Source organism: Enterobacter cloacae complex sp. P6RS, assembly GCF_014982245.1.
In the GTDB taxonomy this organism is placed as follows: Bacteria; Pseudomonadota; Gammaproteobacteria; order Enterobacterales; family Enterobacteriaceae; genus Enterobacter; species Enterobacter bugandensis.
Genome location: NZ_JADCLB010000013.1, coordinates 95,941 through 117,595 on the forward strand (window position 1 = coordinate 95,941; position 21,655 = coordinate 117,595).

17 protein-coding genes are annotated in these 21,655 nt (G+C 60.3%); 9 read left to right on the forward strand and 8 right to left on the reverse strand.

The annotated features are described in order from the left end of the window. Window positions 1–89: 89 nt before the first annotated feature. Window positions 90–707 (forward strand): response regulator transcription factor, encoded by a 618-nt coding sequence (locus tag INF73_RS08045; protein WP_193542078.1) that lies wholly within the window; start codon window positions 90–92, stop codon window positions 705–707. Between the two features lie 3 nt (window positions 708–710). Here INF73_RS08045 and INF73_RS08050 read toward each other — a convergent pair whose 3' ends face one another. From INF73_RS08050 to INF73_RS08070, 5 genes are all read right to left on the reverse strand, one after another. Beyond that, window positions 711–6,293 (reverse strand): ATP-binding sensor histidine kinase, encoded by a 5,583-nt coding sequence (locus INF73_RS08050; RefSeq protein WP_193542075.1) that lies wholly within the window; start codon window positions 6,291–6,293, stop codon window positions 711–713. Between the two features lie 9 nt (window positions 6,294–6,302). Next, window positions 6,303–6,683 (reverse strand): response regulator transcription factor, encoded by a 381-nt coding sequence (locus INF73_RS08055; RefSeq protein WP_193542073.1) that lies wholly within the window; start codon window positions 6,681–6,683, stop codon window positions 6,303–6,305. Between the two features lie 23 nt (window positions 6,684–6,706). Continuing rightward, window positions 6,707–6,967, reverse strand: a complete 261-nt coding sequence (locus INF73_RS08060) for a XapX domain-containing protein (protein ID WP_193542071.1) — start codon at window positions 6,965–6,967, stop codon at window positions 6,707–6,709. Further along, window positions 6,964–7,185 carry a DUF1427 family protein gene (locus tag INF73_RS08065; protein WP_028015362.1) on the reverse strand — a complete coding sequence of 74 codons (222 nt, stop codon included), beginning with the start codon at window positions 7,183–7,185 and terminating at the stop codon, window positions 6,964–6,966. Before INF73_RS08065 ends, INF73_RS08060 begins: the two co-directional genes overlap by 4 nt. Window positions 7,186–7,246: 61 nt before the next feature. Then, the gene (locus INF73_RS08070; RefSeq protein ID WP_023331928.1) at window positions 7,247–7,933 is read right to left on the reverse strand and encodes a hydrolase; all 687 of its coding nucleotides are present in this window, start codon (window positions 7,931–7,933) and stop codon (window positions 7,247–7,249) included. Window positions 7,934–8,152: 219 nt separating this feature from the next. On the opposite strand from INF73_RS08070, the gene INF73_RS08075 reads away from it, so the two are divergent. The 6 genes from INF73_RS08075 to mcrC all read left to right on the forward strand — a co-directional run bounded on the left by INF73_RS08075 (window position 8,153) and on the right by mcrC (window position 16,113). Beyond that, window positions 8,153–10,024: an amidohydrolase gene (locus INF73_RS08075; RefSeq protein WP_193542069.1), complete on the forward strand. Its 1,872-nt coding sequence runs from the start codon at window positions 8,153–8,155 to the stop codon at window positions 10,022–10,024. Beyond that, window positions 10,024–10,431: a DoxX family protein gene (locus INF73_RS08080; protein ID WP_193542067.1), complete on the forward strand. Its 408-nt coding sequence runs from the start codon at window positions 10,024–10,026 to the stop codon at window positions 10,429–10,431. The genes INF73_RS08075 and INF73_RS08080 overlap by 1 nt, the downstream gene beginning before the upstream one ends. Then, the gene (locus INF73_RS08085) at window positions 10,428–12,047 is read left to right on the forward strand and encodes an MFS transporter (RefSeq protein ID WP_193542065.1); all 1,620 of its coding nucleotides are present in this window, start codon (window positions 10,428–10,430) and stop codon (window positions 12,045–12,047) included. The genes INF73_RS08080 and INF73_RS08085 overlap by 4 nt, the downstream gene beginning before the upstream one ends. A 30-nt stretch (window positions 12,048–12,077) precedes the next feature. Continuing rightward, window positions 12,078–12,899, forward strand: a complete 822-nt coding sequence (locus INF73_RS08090) for an alpha/beta fold hydrolase (protein ID WP_193542063.1) — start codon at window positions 12,078–12,080, stop codon at window positions 12,897–12,899. A gap of 131 nt (window positions 12,900–13,030) precedes the next feature. Then, window positions 13,031–14,983, forward strand: coding sequence for an AAA family ATPase (locus INF73_RS08095; RefSeq protein WP_022650329.1), 1,953 nt, complete (start codon window positions 13,031–13,033; stop codon window positions 14,981–14,983). Further along, complete coding sequence (gene mcrC / locus INF73_RS08100; RefSeq protein ID WP_193542061.1) at window positions 14,980–16,113, forward strand: 5-methylcytosine-specific restriction endonuclease system specificity protein McrC; 1,134 nt, start codon at window positions 14,980–14,982, stop codon at window positions 16,111–16,113. The genes INF73_RS08095 and mcrC overlap by 4 nt, the downstream gene beginning before the upstream one ends. Window positions 16,114–16,153: 40 nt before the next feature. Here the strand turns inward: mcrC and INF73_RS08105 are convergent, their stop codons facing one another. After that, window positions 16,154–17,548: an MFS transporter gene (locus INF73_RS08105; protein WP_047367247.1), complete on the reverse strand. Its 1,395-nt coding sequence runs from the start codon at window positions 17,546–17,548 to the stop codon at window positions 16,154–16,156. Between the two features lie 45 nt (window positions 17,549–17,593). Continuing rightward, window positions 17,594–18,682: a cellulase family glycosylhydrolase gene (locus tag INF73_RS08110; RefSeq protein WP_193542059.1), complete on the reverse strand. Its 1,089-nt coding sequence runs from the start codon at window positions 18,680–18,682 to the stop codon at window positions 17,594–17,596. Between the two features lie 185 nt (window positions 18,683–18,867). Between INF73_RS08110 and INF73_RS08115 the strand changes: the two genes are divergently transcribed. Further along, window positions 18,868–19,875: a LacI family DNA-binding transcriptional regulator gene (locus INF73_RS08115; protein WP_193542057.1), complete on the forward strand. Its 1,008-nt coding sequence runs from the start codon at window positions 18,868–18,870 to the stop codon at window positions 19,873–19,875. Here the strand turns inward: INF73_RS08115 and fosA are convergent. Beyond that, window positions 19,861–20,286, reverse strand: coding sequence for a FosA/FosA2 family fosfomycin resistance glutathione transferase (gene fosA / locus INF73_RS08120; RefSeq protein WP_193542055.1), 426 nt, complete (start codon window positions 20,284–20,286; stop codon window positions 19,861–19,863). The two genes, INF73_RS08115 and fosA, sit on opposite strands and share 15 nt — an antisense overlap. A gap of 199 nt (window positions 20,287–20,485) precedes the next feature. Here fosA and trpS point away from each other — a divergent pair, with 199 nt between their 5' ends. After that, the gene (gene trpS / locus INF73_RS08125) at window positions 20,486–21,490 is read left to right on the forward strand and encodes a tryptophan--tRNA ligase (RefSeq protein ID WP_193542053.1); all 1,005 of its coding nucleotides are present in this window, start codon (window positions 20,486–20,488) and stop codon (window positions 21,488–21,490) included. Window positions 21,491–21,655 lie beyond the last annotated feature (165 nt).

The following is a 21,655-nucleotide window of genomic DNA, read 5'->3' on the forward strand; positions in this document are numbered from 1 at the left end:
GTTAAGATGAAAGTCAGCATAAACAGTCTCTTATGCCACCGTTGGGACTGTTTGCATCCTCGACATTTAAATCAGCACCGGGGCGGTGAATGGAACACATTGTGTATGTGGTTGATGACGATGACGCGGTCAGGCAGTCCGTAATCGGGCTGCTGGAATCGGCAGACTTAAACGCCATCGGCTTTTCATCAGCAGAAATGTTTCTTCAACACCGGTTTGAGGATCTGCCGTCGTGCGTGATCCTCGACATGCAGATGCCCGCCATCTCTGGCTTCGAGGTGGCGGACGCGCTCAAAGACAGCGGGCGCGAGATCCCGATTATTTTTCTCACCGGCCACGGCACTATCCCGATGTCGGTGCGCGCCATAAAAGGCGGCGCGTACGAATTTCTCACCAAGCCCGTTGAATCCGCCGCGCTGATCGACGCCATTGAGTCCGCGCTGCAGTTGGCGGAAAACAACGCCGAGCGCAATAAAGAGCACTACGCCCTGAAGCAGCGCCATCTGTCCCTCACGCCGCGCGAGCACGAGGTGCTTGAGCTTGCCATCACCGGCAAGCTCAACAAGCAGATTGCCGCCGAGCTGGGCGTCAGCGAGATCACGGTGAAGGTGCACCGCCGCCGCGTGATGGAGAAAATGCAGGTGCGCTCCGTGGCCGAGCTGGTCAGGGCCGTTGAGCGCCTGACCAAAAGCCAGCCCGCGGAGTAACGTTTACCCTTCCTGCGCGGCCAGCGGCAGCGCGAAAGTAAACACCGTGCCGTGCGGCTCCCGGCGGCGCGCGCTCAGCTTTCCGCAGTGGCGCTCGATGATGCTGGCGCTGATGGTCAGCCCCATCCCCATCCCCTGCGGCTTGGTGGAGTAGAACGAGTCAAAAATCTGCTCCAGCCGTTCGGGCTCAATGCCGCTCCCGGTATCGGCGATCTCAACGATCACTTTCCCGTCCGCGTTGGCGGTGCTGAGGATGATGGTGCTGGCGCGATCCCTCACCTCGGCCATCGCTTCTACCGCATTCATCACCAGATTCAGCAGCACCTGCTGGATCTGCACGCTGTCCCCGGTGATAAAGCTGTCGCTGGCGTTCAACAGATAATCAACGCTAATGTGTCTCTGCTCCAGCTCGCTGCGCGAAAGCGTGATGATATGGTGGATCAGGTAGTGCATATCGATGCGCGAGAAGGTGGGATCCTGCTTGCGCGTCAGGGACTGGATGCTGCGAATGATCTCCCCCGCACGCGCGCCTTCCGCGGCGATCTCCTCCAGCCCTTCGCGCACTTTATCCAGGCGGGCGGGCTCGCGGCTGAGCCAGCGCAGGCTCGCCCCGGCATTCGAGACGATGGACATCAGCGGCTGGTTGATCTCGTGGGCGATGGAGGAGGTAAGCTGCCCGACGGTGGTGGCGCGGGAAACGCGCGCCAGATCCGCCTGCGCTACCCGCATGGCATCTTCCGCGGCGCGCTGGCTGGTGATATCGGTAATGATGCCGTAGTACTCGTTCACCTCGCTGCCCACCCCCACCGGATCGCCAATTCCGAGGATGTAGCGCGTTGAGCCGTCGGTGCGCTTAATACGAAACTCCGCACGCATGGAGAGCCCGTCGCGCACGCTCTGGGTGACGATGGCGCTGATGCGGGCGTAATCGTCCTCGTGGACGAAGGTTAAAAACTCCGCCATGGAGATCATCTTTTGCTGGTCGGGCAGGCCGAGAATGCGGGCGTACTCTTCCGAGACAAACATCAGATCCTGCTCCAGCTCCCAGCGCCAGCTGCCGGTGTGGCTGATCTGCTCGCCCAGCATCAGCGAGGTCTGGCTGGCGCGCAGCTCTTTTTCCACCCGGCGGCGCTGAATGTTCTCCGCCAGCAGCTCGGCGTAGAGCCGCGCCGTCTCCAGGGATACCGCTGCCTGCGCGCCCAGCAGGCTGACCACGCGCGAGTGCTCGGCGGTGAAGACCTCCGGCATCAGGCGGTTTTCCAGGTAGAGCACGCCCACCAGCCGCGCCTGTTTGAACATCGGGACGCACATCACCGCCGCCCCCGAGGTCACCAGATAAGGGTCCTGGCTGAAGGGATGAAACTCCTCCGGCTTGCCGGTGCGGATCTCCTGCCCGGTGCGGATCACCGCAGCCAGCACCGACAGCGGCATGTCGGTCGCCATCGGCACGTCTTTCAGGATCCGCACCCGCACGCCGTCGGTGCTGGTCCAGGCGCTGGCCTCGATCTCCGGGATCAGGTTATCGCTCACGCGAAGCAGCAGGCCGCGCTGCGCCCCGGCGCGTTCGAGCAGGATGGTCATCAGGTTTTCAATCAGGCGCTCAAGATTGATCTCTTCCGACAGCGCGCGGGAAGCCTTGATCACGCTCTGCAGATCGCGGATCGTCTCGTTCTGAGCAAACGCCACCGTGTCGTAGGCGCTGGCCTGCCCGGAGGCCAGCAGGTGCGGGAAATCCTGCTCCAGCTGGCGCACCTTGGCCTGCGCGCCCGCGCGGCCCCAGGCGGCAATCGAGCCGCGGAAGTGCGCGTCTGATGCGGTCGGGTAGCCGCAGGCCAGCGCAAAGCGGCCCGCCAGCTCGTGGGCCAGGGCGTTAATCGGGTTAAAGCCACCCTCGCGGGAGAGCCGGACCGCCTTCTCATACTGCTCAAGCGCAATGCTGTTCATCCCGTCCAGACGGACAATTTCGGCGTAGATCAGCGCCTCTTTATCCGCGAACGTGCCGGGATTAATGCGCGCCCAGAGGGCGATTTTGTCGTAGTGTGCGTGAATGCTGCGGCGGTGATTCGCCGAAAACGTCTCCGGCGTCAGCTGACGTGAGAGCGCCAGCGCGCTGTAGAGATGGTAATCCAGCAGATGGATATGGCCCGGCGCAGACCACGCGTACCAGCCCGCCATCTCAAGATCCGCCTGCGCGTCGGTATACTCGCCGCAGGTAAAGTGCGCCATGCCACGGTAGAGCCAGTACCAGAACAGCATGGTGGAGGTCTGCTCCGGGGCCTGCTCCGGCGACGCGGGAAGCAGCGCCTCGGGCAGCGCCTGCGACGCGGTCCAGGTGCCGATCGTCGGCGTGCGCAAAAACTCCACGAAGGTGCGCTGGAGCATCAATATGGTCTCCACATCCTGGAAGTGGGTTTTACGTACAAACGCCAGGCCGCGATCGATGCTGGTCAGCACCCCGTCCAGGTGATCGCCCCGTGAGAGGAAGTTAATGACCTGATGGCAGGCGGCAAAGCAGGCCACCGTCATATCACCGTGGGTAACGGCGGCGGTGAAGCAGGCTTTTGCGCACTCGATGGTGAATGACAGCGGCTGGGTCCAGACGCTGAGCTGGTCGAGGGGCAGCAGGGTTTTGGCTTCGAACGCGTCGTAGCCGTGGCGGTTCACCAGCTCGCGGGCCAGGGTGCCGTACTGGAACCCGAGGCGGTACTCGGCGTAGCGCTGGCCAATCAGCACGCCAAACCAGGCCATCGCCGTGGTGGAGGCACCAGTGATGCCGTGGTCGAGGGTCAGGTGCATCATGCGGCAGAGCAGCAAAAAATGCAGGCGTGGGCAGATGAAGCTGGCGCAAATGCTGGCGCTGTAGAGCAGGTTCATCACCGCTTCGGTTTCCGGGTTATCCATTCGCGACAGCTGGGCAAAAAGGCTTTGCGGCGCGTCGGCCGTGCGGTTGCAGAAGCGTTCCCAGGCCTCGTCGCAGTCGGCATCTTCCGGGTGGCGGCCAATCTGAATACCAAAAATCCCCAGCCAGCAGAGCGCCGCCTCCAGCGCCAGACGGCTGTCCGACTGGCGAATGTACACTTCCACCAGCAGGTTGGCCGCCAGCGCCTTTTCGGTCAGCCCGCCGGGGCAGCCGAGGATGGCGTCACACAGCTCGCGGGTGCGCTCCAGGTGCCCCAGAGCAAACTCGCAGCCCGCCTCTTCGATATCAAGCATAAAGTCTGACACCGTCCCGGCGTTGCCCAGCGCTCTGGCGGTCTGGATATAGCTGAGCGCCGATGGATAATCCCCCGAACGCTTTGCCCGTCGTGCGGCCAGCAGGCTCAGCTCGCGGAACATCTGGCGCTGCGGCGCGGGCTGGATGCTGTCCAGCGCGGCCGTGACGTGGTGAACGGCGCGGAACAGCAGCTCGTTCCCCGCCGCCTGACGCGCGGCGTCGGCCAGCAGGCTGGCGGTGGTCAGGTGAAGATGGCTTTTCTCATGCTGATCCAGCATCGCAAAGGCCGCCTCCTGCACCCGGTCGTGGGTGAAGGCGTACTCTTTTTCCGTCAGCACAATGAGCTGGGCCATCACCGCCGGATGCAGCGCATAGCGCATTTCCGCCATCGACATGCTGACCACCCGGCAGATCATCTCCATCTCGCCCGTGCCGCCGAGGCAGGCGAGGCTGCCCAGCAGGCGGCGCGTCTCGTCGGGCAGCTCTTCGAGCTGCTCCAGCACCAGGGTAACGACGTTTTCGGTGTAGTGCCGGGCGCGGATCGCCTGCAGATCGTAGTGCCACTTATCCTGATATTTGTTGTGCACCACCAGCCCGTCATCCACGATGCGGCGGAAAAACTCGTGCACAAAGAGCGGGTTGCCCCCGGTTTTCTCGTGGATCAGCGTGGCGAGGTCGGTCGTCGCCGCGCTGCGGGCACGAAATATCGTCGCCAGCCAGCGCGCCACCGCCCTCACGGACAGCGCCTGCGGGACAATTTCAGTCGCGTTTTGCGCCGCCTCCGGCAGGCTCGCCAGCTGCTGTTGCAGCGTTGGTTCAGACAACGAACCGATATCGCGGTGGGCGACCACCAGCAGCAGCGGGATAGCGCCGCAGGTCACCAGCAGATGTTTCAGCGTATGCAGGCTGGCCGCGTCGCTCCACTGGAGATCGTCGAGCACCAGCACCAGCGGGCAGCCCTGAGAAGCAAAGGTTTTAACCAGCGCCAGCACCATATGGCTGAAGCGCGCCCGGGCATCAATGGAAAAGGTATCCGCCGAGTAGCGCGGCTTGCTCTCAAGGAGCAGCCCCAGCTCGGGCACCAGGCTGACGGCCAGCGCTTCGTATCCCTCCAGGGCGCGGGACAGGCGGATTTTCCACTTCGCCACATCTCCCGCGGGCAGCCCCAGCAGGTGCAGCGTCAGGGTGCGGAACGCGGAGCTTAATACGCCGTAGGGCAAAGACGGCGAGAACTGATCGACTTTCCCCACCGCCAGCAATACCTGACGCTGCTGCAGCGTTTTGAGCGCCGTCGCGATGATGGACGATTTGCCAATCCCCGACGGCCCGCCGATCGTCACCAGCTCCGGCACCAGGTTCTGCCCCACCCGCTCAAACGCGGCAATGACGTCATTCGCCTGCGGATGCGTCGCGAACAGGGAGTCCGCCAGATGGATCGCGGGAGTGCGGTCCTGCTGGCCGGGCGTAAAGGCGACGATCTCGCCCTCACAGGTCAGCGTCGCCTGGCAGCGGCGGAGGTCGGCAATCAGCCCGTCGACCGTCTGGTAGCGGTTATCGGGGTGCTTTTCCAGCAGCTTGAGGATGATGGTCGACAGCATCCCCGGCACGTCCGGGCGAATCTCGTCCGGGGCCAGCGGCTCCGAGGCAATATGGTAGTGCGCCCAGTTGGTTTGATCGTCCTCCCCCAACTCAAACGGCAGGCGTCCGGTCAGGAGTTCATACAGCACCATGCCGAGGCTGTAGAGATCGCTGCGGCCGTCAACGGGACGCCGGGTGCGGGTGGTGTGCTCCGGCGACATATACGCGGGCGTACCGCCTGAAACGGCAAGCCGGGTCTGGGAGAAGGCACCGGAGAGGCTACAGGAGAGGCCAAAGCTGCCCAGACGGCAGGTGCCATCGTGATGAACAAAAATCGCGCCGGGCTTGATATCGCCGTGGATCAGGTTTTGCAGGTGCATCTGGCGCAGGGGAACGCAGATCTGGATCGCCATCTCAATAAAGCGCGAGATCCCCGAGATCGCCCTGCCCGCGCGCCGCGCCAGCAGCTCAAACGCAAACGGCGCATACACCAGCGCGAATCGTCCCCGGTACTGGGTGGAGGCAACGGCGCGGATGGCCCAGCTGTCCTGCAGCACGTCACGCAGCGCAAATTCGTTTTTCAGCAGCCGCGTGGCCCGTTCTTCCTCTTCGTCGCTCACCGCTGTGGCAATGATGAACGAGCCGCCTGAATGGGGATGGCGCGCGTGCATCCAGGCGATACCGCCCTCCTGCGCCAGCACGGTAAAAATCACATCCTCTTTAAGGACAAAAACCCGCCCCTGGTGAAGATTCCCCTGGGCGGGCCAGAATGCAGGCTGCTCGTGTTCGTTCATCCGCGATCCTTATCGTCGGCGGGCCAGCTCCCGCTGTATATGATCCAGCAGAATATCGATGTTAATGGGTTTACGCAAAAATGCAGCGGCGCCCAGGCTAAGAGCGTACCGCTGCATATTTTCATCAGCATGACCGGAGATAAAGATCACGGGAGGCGGGGGAACGGCCAGCAGCCGCAGCTTTTCAAACAGCTCCAGACCGCTCATGCCCCGCAGCTTGATATCGGCGATCACCAGCGCCGCGCCGGACAGGGCGAGCGGATGGCTCAGAAATACCTCTGCCGAATCAAACGTATCGGCGGCATACCCTTCCGACTCCAGGAGATTACTCAGCCCGCTGCGGACGGAACGTTCGTCATCAATGATGGCAATGCACCACGGCAGCGTCATGCTGTCTTTCCTCAAAAAAATCATTAAACGTCGCGATCGTCCTTCGCGGGCGCAGGGGGCGCCGTGCCGCTGATTTTCGGCACGCATTCGTGACGAAACCAGGCGAGGGTAAACGGTTCGCGACTCAGTAAACGCCGTCTCACCGGGATGAGCTGTTCACCCACCAGCATGCCAAACAGGCCAAGCAGGGCGACAACCGGCGGTGCCGGGGAATGAACGTCGAGCAGGGCGTAAATTACCCCAGCAACCACGCCGCACACCAGCGAAATTATCCATGCTCTCATGACGTTGCTCCCGTCTGCGATTTCACCTGTGGAACCGTTACCTGAGGAGGCGGCGCGCCGTCGCGGGATAACAGATGGCGCGTCGCCTGTTCACCCGCCAGCATCCCCAGCAGGCCAATCAGCGCCAGCGCGGGCGGCGCAGGGGAGCGCACCTTCAGCACGGCATACATCAGGCCAATCAACACGCCTGCGGCAAGGGATATCAGCCCAGTACTCATTGTGAACTCCAGAGAAAGAGGCAGCGGCGAGCCGGATGAGGGACCAGCCCGCCAGCGGAACTTAGCGAGCCGGGACCGGCGCTAAGGTGCGGTGCTCGCTCTTCTGGCGAGACGGTGCTTTGTGCACCATGGTGTAGGCGTAATCCACGCCCATGCCGTACGCGCCGGAGTGTTCGCGCACGATATCCATCACCGCGGTGTAAGTCTCTTTACGCGCCCAGTCGCGCTGCCACTCCAGCATCACCTGCTGCCAGGTCACCGGGATCACGCCTGCCTGGATCATGCGCTGCATCGCGAAGTCGTGGGCTTCTTTGGAGGTGCCGCCGGACGCGTCCGCCACCATATAAATTTCGTAGTCGCCTTCCAGCATCGCGCACAGGGCAAAGCTGTTGTTGCACACTTCGGTCCACAGGCCGGCAACCACCACCTTCTTCTTGCCGTTAGCCTTCAGCGCGTCGCGCACCTTCTGGTCGTCCCAGGAGTTCATGGAGGTACGCTCCAGAATGTCCTGGCCCGGGAACACGTCCAGCAGCTCCGGATAGGTATTGCCGGAGAAGCTTTCGGTCTCTACGGTGGTGATGATGGTCGGGATGTTGAACACTTTGGCCGCTTTTGCCAGCGCCACGGTGTTGTTTTTCAGCACCTGGCGGTCAATAGACTGCACGCCAAACGCCATCTGTGGCTGGTGATCGATAAAGATGATCTGACAGTTCGCAGGGGTTAACACTTCGAGCTTTGAAGAGGTCATAGCATTTTCCAGTGGTTAAGGGTAGAAATCGCCGCGAGCGCCGCGACGATAAAGTCACCCTCATCCTGCGATTTTCCGTCGCCGCGCGTAATTATCTCTTCGTATAGTTAACCTTAGGTATAGTTATACTTTGGTATACCTATCCTATTGTATAACTGGATCTTTGCCGAAACCGGTTCCCATAATCCTGACCATTCCCCCTCTCAGTCAGGAGCAGTTATGGTTACCCTCGGTAAAGCCGATCTTATTCTGGTTAACGGCCAGTTTCACACCGTCGATCGCGAGAATCCTGTCGCGGAAGCCGTTGCCGTGCGCGATGGAAAATTTCTGGAAGTGGGTACCGTCGCCGAGGTGATGCAGCACCACTGCGACGGCACTAAGGTGGTGGATTTGAAAGGCCACACCGCCATCCCCGGCCTGAACGACTCGCACCTGCACCTGATCCGCGGCGGGCTGAACTACAACCTCGAGCTGCGCTGGGAAGGCGTGCCGTCGCTGGCCGATGCCCTGCGGATGCTGAAAGAGCAGGCCCTGCGCACGCCGTCGCCCCAGTGGGTGCGCGTGGTGGGCGGCTGGAGCGAGTTCCAGTTTGCCGAGCGCCGCATGCCGACGCTGGATGAGATTAACGACGCCGCGCCGGACACCCCGGTCTTCATTCTGCACCTGTACGACCGCGCTCTGCTCAACCGCGCCGCGCTGAAGGTGGTCGGCTACACCAAAGAGACGCCGAACCCGCCGGGCGGCGAGATCCAGCGCGACGCCAACGGCAACCCGACCGGGATGCTGATCGCCCGTCCGAACGCCATGATCCTCTACGCCACGCTGGCGAAAGGGCCGAAGCTGCCGCTGGAGCAGCAGGTCAACTCCACGCGCCAGTTTATGCGCGAGCTGAACCGTCTGGGGCTGACCAGCGCCATCGACGCGGGCGGCGGCTTCCAGAACTACCCGGAAGATTACGAGGTGATTGCCGAGCTGCACGAGAAAAAGCAGATGACCATCCGCATCGCTTATAACCTGTTTACCCAGCGTCCGGGCCACGAGCTGGAAGACTTTGAAAAATGGACCGACATGCTCACGCCGGGCCAGGGCAGCGACTTCTTCCGCCACAACGGCGCGGGCGAGATGCTGGTCTTCTCCGCCGCCGATTTTGAAGACTTCCTCGAGCCGCGCCCGGACCTCGCGCCGGGCATGGAGGACGAGCTGGAGCGCGTGGTGCGCCATCTGGTGGAGCACCGCTGGCCGTTCCGCCTGCACGCCACCTACAACGAATCCATCAGCCGCATGCTGGACGTGTTCGAAAAAGTTAACCGCGACATTCCGTTCAACGGCCTGCACTGGTTCTTCGACCATGCGGAAACCGTTACCCAGGCCAACATCGACCGCATCAAAGCGCTGGGCGGCGGCATTGCCGTCCAGCACCGCATGGCCTTCCAGGGGGAGTACTTTGCCGAGCGCTATGGCATCGAAGCTACCCGCCACACGCCGCCGGTGGCAAAAATGCTCGAGACCGGCGTGCCGGTGGGCTTAGGGACGGACGCCACCCGCGTGGCGAGCTACAACCCGTGGACCGCGCTCTACTGGCTGGTCTCCGGCCGCACCGTCGGCGGGATGCAGATGTACGACCACAGCGCCCGTCTGGACCGCGATACCGCCCTGATGCTCTGGACCAAGGGCAGCGCGTGGTTCTCCAGCGAGCAGAACCAGAAGGGGCAGATCAAGGTCGGCCAGCTCGCCGACCTGGCGGTGCTCAGCAAAGACTACTTCCGCGTGCCGGAAGAGGAGATCAAGGGCATCGAGTCCGTCCTGACGGTGGTGAATGGCGATATCGTTTACGCCGCAGGCAGCTTTGGCCCGCTCGCGCCACCGGCCATTCCGGTTCTGCCCGAGTGGTCCCCGGTGGTGAAGGTGCCGGGCCACTACCGCAGCGCGCCGCCGCAGGCCGCACGCGTCGGCTTGAGTGTGGCTCACCACTGCAGCGGCCCGTGCGGGGTTCACAGCCACCAGCACGATTTTGCCCGCACGTCAGCGATGCCGGTATCCGACGATAACGCTTTCTGGGGGGCGCTGGGCTGCAGCTGCTTTGCATTCTGATGAAAAACACTACTACGCCGCCCCGGGTAGACCTGGGGCTGTTCTTCCTGCGCCTCTCCGGCAGCCTGCTGCTGCTCTACGTGCACGGCCTGCCGAAGGTGCTGCACTTCAGCGAAGAGCTGACGCGCATTGAAGATCCGTTCGGCTTCGGGCCTTACGCGAGCCTGATCCCGGCGATCGTCGCCGAGGTCATCTGCCCGCTGTTGATCATTGCGGGCGTCTACACCCGCCTGGCGTGCCTGCCGATTATCGCCGTGCTGCTGGTGGCGATGCTGGCGGTACACCCGGACTGGTCGATTGCCGAAGGGCAGTTTGGCTGGCTGCTGCTGATTATCTTCACCACCCTTGCCCTCACCGGGCCGGGCCAGTGGCGGCTGCAGCGTAAGGCAGCGGAGAGGTTCGCATGACCCAGGTTAACGACGTTCGCGACGCACACGTTGAGACGACGCCCGCGCGGGCGGTTTCGCCCTGGCAGCCGCTGAGCCAGCCGGTGTTCCGCATGCTGTGGATCGCCACGGTGGTCTCTAACGTCGGCTCATGGATGAGCGACGTCGGCATCAACTGGAGCATGCTGACGCTCAGCGCCGACCCGCTGGATATCGCGCTGGTGCAGGCGGCGAGCAGCCTGCCGATGTTCCTCTTCGCCCTGCCGTCCGGGGTGATGGCGGACATCGTCGACCGACGTAAATACCTGCTCTTCTCCCAGCTGTGGGTGTTCATCGCCGCCGCCGGGCTGACGGTGCTCTCCTTCACCGGACACGTCACCCCCGCCGTGCTGCTGGTGGCGACGTTTCTGCTGAGCGTGGGCGCGGCGATGAGCTCGCCGCCGTTCCAGGCCGTGGTGCCCGATCTGGTGAGCAAGCCGGAGCTGGGTGCCGCCGTGGCGCTGAACTCGCTCGGGGTGAACATCAGCCGGGCGATTGGCCCCGCGCTGGGCGGTTTTCTGCTTTCGCTCGCCGGGCCGTGGATGGTGTTTGCCCTGAACGCGCTGTCCGTGGTGGGCGTAGCGTGGGTGCTGTGGCGCTGGCGTCCGGCCCCGTCCGTGCAGCGCCTGCCGCCGGAACACTTCTTCTCCGCGGTGCGCTCCGGCATTCGCTACGTGCACGCCGCGCCCGTGCTGCGCAACGTGCTGGTGCGCACCGTGGCCTTCTTCGTTTTCGGCAGCGCGGGCTGGGCGCTGCTGCCGCTGGTGGCGCGCCGCGAGCTGGGCTTAGGCCCGGCGGGCTACGGCGTGATGCTGGCGTGCATCGGCCTGGGGGCGATTGCCGGGGCGATCCTGCTGCCGCGCCTGCGCCAGCGGCTGAACGCCGATCGGCTGATGGTGGCCGCGAGCCTGGTTTTTGCCCTCACCATGCTGGCGCTGGCGTTCGTGCGCCACGTCTGGCTGCTCAACCTGTTTGAGTTCTTCACCGGCTTTGCGTGGATTGCGGTGCTCTCCACCCTCAACCTCGGCGCGCAGCGCAGCGCCGCCCGCTGGGTGAAGGCCCGCGCGCTGGCGGTCTACCTGACGGTGTTCTTCGGCTCGATGACCACCGGCAGCGCCATCTGGGGGCAGATCGCCTCTCAGTTTGGCACCCCGACCTCGCTGGTTGTCGCCACGCTGGGGATGGTGCTGGCAAGCGCCACGGTGTTCCGCTGGAAGCTGGAGAAAGATCCTGATTTAAACCTCGACCTGAGCGGCCAACCGCTGGACGGCGTGGAGATTGAGTTGCCGAACGAGCGCGGCCCGGTACTGGTGTCGCACGAGTACATCATCGACCCGCAGAACGCGAAAGCCTTCCTGGAGGCGGTACACGAGTTGCGCCGGGTGCGCCGCCGTGCCGGCGCGATGAGCTGGGCGGTATATGAAGATATTGAGCGCCCCGGTCTGTTTATTGAGACCTTCCTGATGGGCTCGTGGATTGAGCATCTGCGCCAGCAGGAGCGCCACACCATGAATGACCTCCTGCTGCAGAGCCGCGTTCTGGCTTTTCATCAGGGCACAACATCACCGGCAATTCGCTATCTGGTCGCGCCGGTATAACCATAACCATCACCTGTACAGGAACACACTATGGCAACGTTTAAGGCAAAAGACGGCACGCAGATTTACTACAAAGACTGCGGCGCGGGCAAACCGGTTCTCTTCAGCCACGGTTGGCCGCTGGACGGCGACATGTGGGATAGCCAGTTGAACTACCTGGCGGAGCGCGGCTTCCGCGCCATCGCCTTTGACCGTCGCGGCTTTGGCCGCTCGGATCAGCCGTGGAACGGCTACGACTACGACACCTTTGCGTCCGACATTAACGACCTGATCACCACCCTGGACCTGCGCGACGTGACGCTGGTGGGCTTCTCCATGGGCGGCGGCGACGTGTCCCGCTACATCAACAACTACGGCAGCGCGCGCGTGGCCGGTCTGGCGCTGCTGGGCGCGGTCACGCCGATCTTTGGTAAATCCGACTCCTTCCCGCAGGGTGTGGATCAGAGCGTGTTCGACGGCATTCGCGACGGACTGCGTAAAGATCGCGCCCAGTTCATCAGCGACTTCGCGACGCCGTTCTACGGCACCAACGCCGGGCAGACCGTTTCCGCCGGTGCCCTGACCCAGACGCTGAACATCGCCCTGCTGGCATCCCTGAAGGGCACCATCGACTGCGTGACCGCGTTCGGCGAAACCGACTTCCGCCCGGATATGGCGAAAATCGACGTGCCGACGCTGGTGATCCACGGCAGCAACGACCAGATCGTGCCGTTTGAAAGCACCGGCAAGCTTGCGGCAGAGATGATTAAAAACGCCACGCTGAAGGTGTACGACAACGCGCCGCACGGCTTCGCGCTGACCCACCAGGACCAGCTCAACGAAGATCTGCTGGCGTTTGTGAAGTCGCTGTAACGTCGTCCAGGGGCATGTTGATCCGGCATGCCCTTATAGATCACTGTTTTAGGTAGTTATTCACTCAGGCTTGCAATCCCGTAAAATTCATTCGCCAGGTTACTGAAGCCTGTAATTTTACTGGAGAGCATATGGACGCAGTTGAGCAAGACGTCAGATTCGAATGGGCAGACTTTTATCAGGCTTTTGCCTCTCAGCTACTGACCTGGCGAAATCGAAGAGAGGAGTTGGTGGCGGGTATTCACCGCATTGCTGCTGAGATTGGTAGTATGTCACACCTGCAGGACAAGCCCGCTAATGGCGTCCCCCATCCTTTGAAAGACATTTGTCCTTTCACCACTATGGGCTTGTTTAATCGCTCGCTTACCGTTACCAACCGAAGAAATATCGCAGCCAGCCTGGCAAAACTGATAGGCGTACGCGAAAAGGTTCCTGAATCGTTCGACGGTATTCCGCTACTTAACAATCAGAAATCATGGTTCTTTGGCTATGAGAAATCACGTAAGCCTGAAGACATCGATACGCTGTGGGAAATGTTTTCTCAGGCAATCTCATTCGCCGACACCCCAAACGCCGATCCCGCTGACTTCCTCTTTTCTTATGACGCCGCATCTAACGTGCGCAATGTGGGCTGGAACCTGACAATGGGATTGTACTGGCTACGCCCCTGGTTCTACCCTACGCTGGATAGCCAGTCTCAGTACTACATCCAGAAAGTCCTGAACATTAAAATCATTAAAAAAGGTGCCAAAGGGCGCTGTAGCGGACACAACTATCAGACCGTAGCCCTGGCGCTCAAAAAGGCTTTTACCCAGCCAAACTATCCGGTTCACTCCTTCCCTGAACTCTCTCTGGCGGCATGGAATATCGATTTGCAACAGTCAAATGATGAAGTCGAGCGGCTGACATGGAAAGCGTATTTGCTCAATAAGATCAAGGTGCTGTGCCTACGAAAAGACAGCCCATTTTTCTCTTTGAGGGAGTTAAAAGAGGCCTATCTGGATGAGATTAAGGCGGATTATCCCAATAACAATACTATTGAATCATCCATTTCATATTATCTGCAAAAACTACGTGATGATGATGAACTGGAGTTTCAGACCCCCGGCAATTATGAATACCTCAACTTCGATAAAGGTGAATTGCAGAGCATCACCGAGGAAACGGTTGAAGAGAACGTGCCCGCAGAAATCCCCCACAAGCCTTACACGATAAGCAATTTGATCGATGAGGGCTGCTTTTTAGAAGAGGAAAAAATCCAGTTCATCCTTCAGCGGTTACAGGCCAAAAAAAACCTGATCCTTCAGGGCCCGCCGGGAACCGGTAAAACCTGGCTTGCGCGCCGTCTGGCGTATTGTCTGATGGGTGAGGAAACCTCTAAGCGCATCAGCGCGGTGCAGTTCCACCCTACCCTCTCCTACGAAGACTTTATTCGCGGCTGGCGTCCTAACAATGAAGGACGTTTAGCACTGGTAGACGGGCCTTTTCTCCATGCAATAGACAAAGCAGTAAACGATCCGACAACTAAGTACGTGGTCATTATTGAGGAGATTAACCGGGGCAATCCTGCGCAAATTTTTGGCGAAACGCTGACGCTGATGGAGGCGGATAAACGTACGCCGAATGAGGCGCTTGAGCTCTCATATCGATCTGATATGGATGAAAAAACCTACATTCCTGAAAACCTGTATATCATCGGGACGATGAATATCGCTGACCGCTCGCTTGCCCTGCTAGACCTGGCATTACGGCGCCGCTTTGCATTTATTGATCTAAAACCCGAGTTTAACGACGCGTGGAAAAAATGGGTTAACCAACGGTTTAATGTGAGCCTGGAAACATTAGCCCTTATCGAATCCAAATTAACCGCGTTAAACGAAAAATTGTCCAGGGATGCGGCCCTGGGACCTCAATTTTGTATCGGGCATAGCTATGTTACCCCACCTGCGGGGTTGAAAATTGACGACGGGATGGCCTGGTACGAGCAAGTTGTCGAAACCGAAATCTGCCCCTTACTTGCCGAATACTGGTTTGATGCGCCGGAGAAAGTCCAGGATTCCAGAAAGGAGCTTCTCAGCGTATGACCGATCTTGCTGAACGTGACGATACGCAGGCTCGGGCAGCTGTATCGCGTATTCCTTTGCGGAATATCTGGCTATTGATGCTGTACGCCTCCAGTCTGTTTCGCCACCACGGGCGCAGCATGGTTGCCGCTGAAAACAACCCGGAGGAGATCCCGGCGCTGGTGGCCAGGATCCTGCTTCACGAAGTGGAGCAGCGGCTGTTAAGGCATTTAAGTATGGGATACCATACTCGCCGCGCCACGCTTAACAGGGTAAGGGGACGCATTGATGTTCTGCGCACAACTAGTCGACAATTGCATGAGCGGGCACAGGTAGCCTGCCAGTTTCAGGAAATGACGCTGGATACACCACGAAATCGCTATGTTCGCTCTGCGTTAGAGCACCTTGTTCCGCTGCTCAGCAACGGCACGCTGGCTGCACAATGTCGCACAATGGCAATCAATTTGCGTCGTCGTGGTATTGAGGGGGGTATGCCCGGCAAAGGTGAACTGCCGTCAATCACACGTTTTGGCCGCCATGATGCGGCGGATAAAGCCATGGTCGATGCCGCGAAGCTGGCATTTGAATTATGGCTACCAACCCAAACTGCGGGGCAAAAACTGTTGCCAACGCCTTCTGATGACCCTTATTGGATGCGCAAGCTCTTCGAGAAAAGTATGGCGGGTTTCTATCACTTCCATCTTCCCAAAAAAGACTGGACAGTCGCTGCCGGAAAAGAGTTGAAATGGGGATTAACGTCTCAAAGTGCAGGGAGCGAAAGTATTTTCCCAACCATGAACTCGGACATTATTCTTGAGCACAAGCAACCTCCACAGCGCGTCATCATCGACACCAAATTCAATAACATTCTGACTAAAGGCTGGTATCGCGATAAGAGCTTGCGCAGCGGTTATATCTACCAGATTTATACCTATCTGCGAACGCAGGAGAACCGAACAGACCCATTATCTCTCCGTTCAGCTGGATTATTACTTCATCCAGCCGTCGATGTAATGCTCTACGAATTCGTTGAGGTACAGGGGCATAAAATCCACTTTGCCACCTTAGATTTAGCAGCAGATGCCGCCACAATGACTCAGCAATTATTGAAATTAGCGCGTGATTGCTGTGGGATAACTGACGTGAATTAAGTTCTGAAGTGGACGCCTGCATGACAGGCGCCCATTTCTCTTAGTTCGCCGGGGCCGGACGCTCCAGCCGCTCATTCTCCGCACGGCTATTTTCTACATGATGCCGACGCTCCGCCAGCAGCCGACAAACCTCCGCATGCTTCTCCTCGGTAAAGGTAAAGCGCGACATAAAGCCCATGCGGATCAGCGACCCAATCGCCGGTAACAAACAAATCCCGAAGAACAGCCCCGACAGCACGCCTTCGCTCTGGATTTGCGCCTGCGGCACGTAGCCGATCATCGTCAGAAACACGCCAATAAGCCCGCCGCCCACCGCCACCGACATCTTGCCGGTAAAGGTCTGCCCGGAGAAGGTGATCGCCGCGCAGCGCTTGTTAGTGTGGTACTCCGCGTACTCGATGGTGTCGGCAATCATCGACGAGGTGAGGATGTTGGTCATCATCACGAACAGCGTGCTCAGGCCGAGGAGAATAAACAGCATCGTCACCTGTTGATACCCGACAAACCACATCACCACGCGCACCGCCACGTCCAGCCCGCAGAGGATCATAAACAGCTTCCGCTTCTGCATCCGGCGCGTCAGCATCGGGGCGACCAGGCACAGCACCGCCGCCACAATGCCCATCACGCCAATCGCCATCTGCAGGCTGCCGTCGCCCAGGTTGTTGATAAAGAAGTAGATATACAGCCCGCCCGCCACGTTGTGGAACACGCAAAAGAAGAACGACAGCAGGACGATAAACAGCGGCTTGTTCTGGCGCAGGTTGTGGAAGGTGTCGCGGATGGTCACCTTTTCCGGGCTCGGCGGCACGCGCTCTTTGATCTGCATAAAGCCGTTGAGCATCAGCGGCAGGCCCACCAGCATCATCACCAGCGCCGCCATAAAGTAGCCTTTATCGTTGCTGTACTGGGCGAAGAACGCCGCCAGCTTCGGGAAGAAGATATTGGCGCAGGCAATCCCGGCGTTCACCCCGAGCATTGCCGCCGTCACCGCGCGGGTGCGCTGGGCGGAGTCGTTGGTCATCACCGACGACATCGACCAGAACGGGATATCGGAGATGGCGTACAGCGTCCCCCACAGGATATACGTCACCCCGGCGTAGAGGATTTTGGTGGTCATGTCCGCTTCGATTTTATAAAACGACAGCAGCGTGACGCCGGTAATCAGCAGCGGCGCGATCAGCAAAAAGTGGCGAAATTTGCCGAACCGGCTGTTAATGGTGTCCATTATGCTGGCAAACAGCGGATCGTGAACCGCGTCCCACGCGCGGGCAATCAGGAAGATGGTGCTCGCCGCCAGCGCCGAGATCCCCAGCACGTCGGTGTAAAAATAGTTAATAAACGAACCCACTAAACCAAAGCTAAAACACTGACCTAAACCATAGCCAAAATAAGACCACAACTCGCGAGACGGTATTTTCATTGTCGTTGCCATAGTGCGTACCTGTTTGCCCGGCGACAGCGCGCCGGGTCGTTATTATTAGCCCTGCGGATTCGGGGCGATTTTGCGCAGCTTCTGCATCAGCGTAATTTCAGCGCGTGAGAACGGAATGCCGTTCTCCTCAAACACGTCGTGGAACCAGAGGCGACAGTAGTCCGTGGACTCCTTCATCACTACCGGCCACGGCAGCCACGTCTGGGTTTTGCCGCGCACCAGCCCCCACTGATACGGCGCGACCTTCGCCATGTACATCAGCGGAAGCTGCTCTTCGATGGTGCTGCCCACGTGGCGCGCCAGCCATTCGGTGCAGAACAGCGGGCGACCGAGCTTTTGCAGCTGCTGAATCATCGCCGTCATGCGCCCCGTGTGGGTGTAGGCGTGGAAGCTCACCACGTCCGAGAGCGCCAGCGCGGTCTGGTCCAGCGGGTGCTGGAAGAACGTCTCGCCCTCCTCTTCCGGCGGGACGCGCCACGCGCAGACGGTGAGCGGCTGGGTCGGGTCTTCTTCACGCACCCACTGGAACGCCAGCTTCATCAGCGCGTGGGCGCAGGTCTCCAGCTTCGCGTCGTACTGCACCTCCTGCGTGCCGGTCGCGAAAATGCCGCGGTTGCCCGGCTCGTTATAGAGATCCCACAGTAGCACGCGCTTATCGTCGCGGAACTGGCGAACAACGTCGCGGATATAGCGTTCAATCTGCGGCCAGCAGTCGGGATCGCACACCTTATCGCGACCGGGGCTCGCCGCCGCCTGGCTGTTGTGCTTGCCCGGCACGGGCGGCTTTTGCGGGCCAAGGTACGGCTCGTCCCCGGAGAAGCCGCAGTCGTCCATCAGGGTCAGCATAGTGCTAAACCCGTGACCGTCGGCAATCGTCAAAAAGCGGTCGATTCGCGTCATCAGCCCGTCGCGGTCATGCTCCCAGACGATAAACGGCAGATTAATGCGCAGGGTGTTATAGCCCGCCTCCGCCGCCCAGCCCAGCTCGCGGTCAATGGTTGCGGCATCGAAGGTCTCTGCCTGCCAGATATCGGTCCAGTTCACCGCCGTCGACGGCAGATAGTTAAACCCGCACAGCCAGCCTTTTTGCTCATACCACGCCTGTACCTGCTCCCTGCTCCACTGCTCTTTCATTACGCATCCTCTCACTGATAATGTTTAGCTAATAAATATTAGTTGCGGGATAAATGCGCAAATCACGGCGTTTAGAAAAGCGACGCCCCTCACAAAGTTCACGCTTCGATGAATGAGAAACGTGATCGACGGCGCTAAAGCGTGCGGTTAGGGTATGATGCGAAGTCGCGAAAGGGAGAGGACGGATGAAGCGAAAAACAAAAGTGACGATGAACGATATTGCGCGGGCGGCAGGGGTGTCGCAGGCAACGGTATCGCTGGTGCTTAACCAGTCCCGCAACATCAAGCTCAGCGACGACACCCGCCAGCGGGTGATTAGCGTCGCCACCGAGCTCGGTTACGACCGCCTCCCCGCCGTTCACGCCCCACGCAACCAGGAAGAGATCGCCCTGCTGGTCAGCTCGCTGCAGAGCTTTGACCCGTTTATCGACGCCATCAGCCAGGCGCGGGAAGCGGCGTGGCGCAACGAGACCCTGCTCACCGTCTACGACTACGGCGACGACATCGAGCTGGCGCTGAACATTATCCGCCAGCTGGAGAAGCGCAACTGCATCGGGATTATTCTCGCCTCTCCGGTCACCACGCTGGTGGACATGACGGCGTTTCACGACTGTACCCGCATCCCGCTGGTGCTGCTCAACCAGCGCGACCCCGGCTCGCCGCTGCTGCCGTCGTTTATTCCGGACGACTACGCCAACGCTTTCCAGGTCACTAAACACCTCATCGCCTGCGGGGCCACGCGCATCGCCCACATCACCGGCGAGAGCTGGATGGAGGCCTCCCGCCAGCGTCTGGCGGGCTACCGGGCGGCGCTACAGCAGGCCGGATTAGCGTGCGACGACGGCCTGGTGCGCCAGACCAACTGGCAGTTCAGCGAGTCCTTTACCGCCACCACGTCTTTGCTGGAACTGACCGAGCGCCCGGACGCCATCTTCTGCGCCAGCGACTGGCTGGCGATTGGCTGCTATCAGGCGCTGGCGGTGAACGGCGTGCGCATCCCGCAGGACATGCTGCTGGCGGGTTACGACGACCAGAAGATCTCCGAGCAGCTCACCCCGCCGCTGACCAGTATCCAGCTGCCCTACAGCGAACTGGGACGGCTGGCGGTGGAGTACCTGTGCAATGAGGAAGATGCCGCCACGCACGTGACGCTGGCGGGCAGGCTGAAGGTGCGTGCCTCAAGCCTCGTTTGAGGTAAACACCATGCCCGCGTAGGGCTTCTCGCGACACGCCGCCAGCCGCGCGGCGAGGCTGCCCACGTGCAGCTCCAGCTTGTGCCCGTCCGGGTCGAGAAAGTAGAACGACGCCCCCTCGCTTTTGTTCTGCTTCCAGACGGTGACGCCCGCCTGCTCAAGCTTTTGCGAGAACGGTTCAAAATCCGCTTCCGCCACGGTAAACGCGTAGTGGGTATAGTCGCTCTCCTGCGGCGGCACGTACTGGCGCGCCTCGTCGTACGACAGGCAGACCCACAGATCGCCGCAGGTGAGATAGGCCCCGGTATTCCAGCGGGCGTGCAGCGTCAGACCAAGCAGTTCGTGCCAGAAGGTGACGCTTTTTTGCAGGTCGCTGACCGCGAGGGTCAGGTGGTTGAGTGATTGCAGCATGACGTGCCCTTTTGTTTTTCGCGCCGGACGTGGTACGGTAAAGAGATGAACATAAACGACGCCGTCCTCACCGTAAACCGCTGGTGGCTGCCTTCTTAAAGGCGGCACGGAGTAGTTTTCCCCATTTTCAGATAGCCGCCGAAAGGCGGCTTTCACTTTTCTAAGACCCCTTTCGGCATTACAACGTTAAGGAGTCTTTATGAACGCACCCACCATCCTCACCGGCGATCGCCCAACCGGCCCGCTGCACCTCGGCCACTTCGTCGGATCGCTGCGCCAGCGCGTGGCGCTTCAGCAGACGCACAACCAGTTTGTGCTGATTGCCGACCTGCAGGGGCTGACCGACAACGGCAGCAACCCGCAAAAAATTCGCGACAACATCCCCGAAGTGCTGGCCGACTACCTCGCTGCTGGCATCGACCCGAACCTGACCACGATCTGCCTGCAATCCGCCCTGCCCGCCCTCGCCGAGCTGACGATGCTGTATATGAACATCGTCACCGTCGCCCGCGTGGAGCGTAACCCGACGGTGAAAAACGAGATTGCGCAGAAGGGCTTCGCCCGCTCGCTGCCGGTCGGGTTTATGGCCTACCCCATCAGCCAGGCGGCGGACATCACCGCGTTTAAGGCCGAGTGCGTGCCCGTCGGCGACGACCAGCTACCGATGATTGAGCAGACCAACGAGATCGTCCACAGGATGAATAGCCTGCTGCCCGCCCCGGTGCTGCGCCACTGCAAGGCGATGCTGAGCGATACCAGCCGCCTGCCCGGTATCGACGGCAGCGCCAAGATGTCGAAATCGCTGGGCAACACGCTGCACCTTTCGGCCAGCGAAGAGACCATTCACCGTGCGGTGAGCGCGATGTACACCGACCCGAACCACCTTAAGGTGAGCGACCCGGGGCAGATTGAGGGGAACGTGGTGTTTACGTACCTCGACGCGTTTCATCCGGACAAGGAGAAAGTGGCGGAGATGAAGGCGCACTATCAGGCGGGCGGGCTGGGTGACCGGGTGTGTAAGAACGAGCTGGAGGGGTGCCTGCAAGAGCTGATTGCACCGATGCGGGAGCGGCGGGCGATGTATATGCAGGACAAGGGGGAGCTAATGACGATGCTGAAGCGCGGGACGGAGCGGGCGCAGGGGGTGACGCAGGCGACGTTGAGGGAGGTGAAGGTTGGGCTGGGGGTGCCGGTGTTTAGTTAAGTTAGGTTTAGCGGTGGAGTGCGGGGGATTGACATGAAGCCGCTAACTTGATTATTGCGTAAATAAGCGAGGCGCAATAAATGCTTAAATGCATTATTAGCCAATGTCGTTTGTCATTCTGTTGAGAGCGCTATATTCATAGACTCTTTTTATTTTAAACGCCAC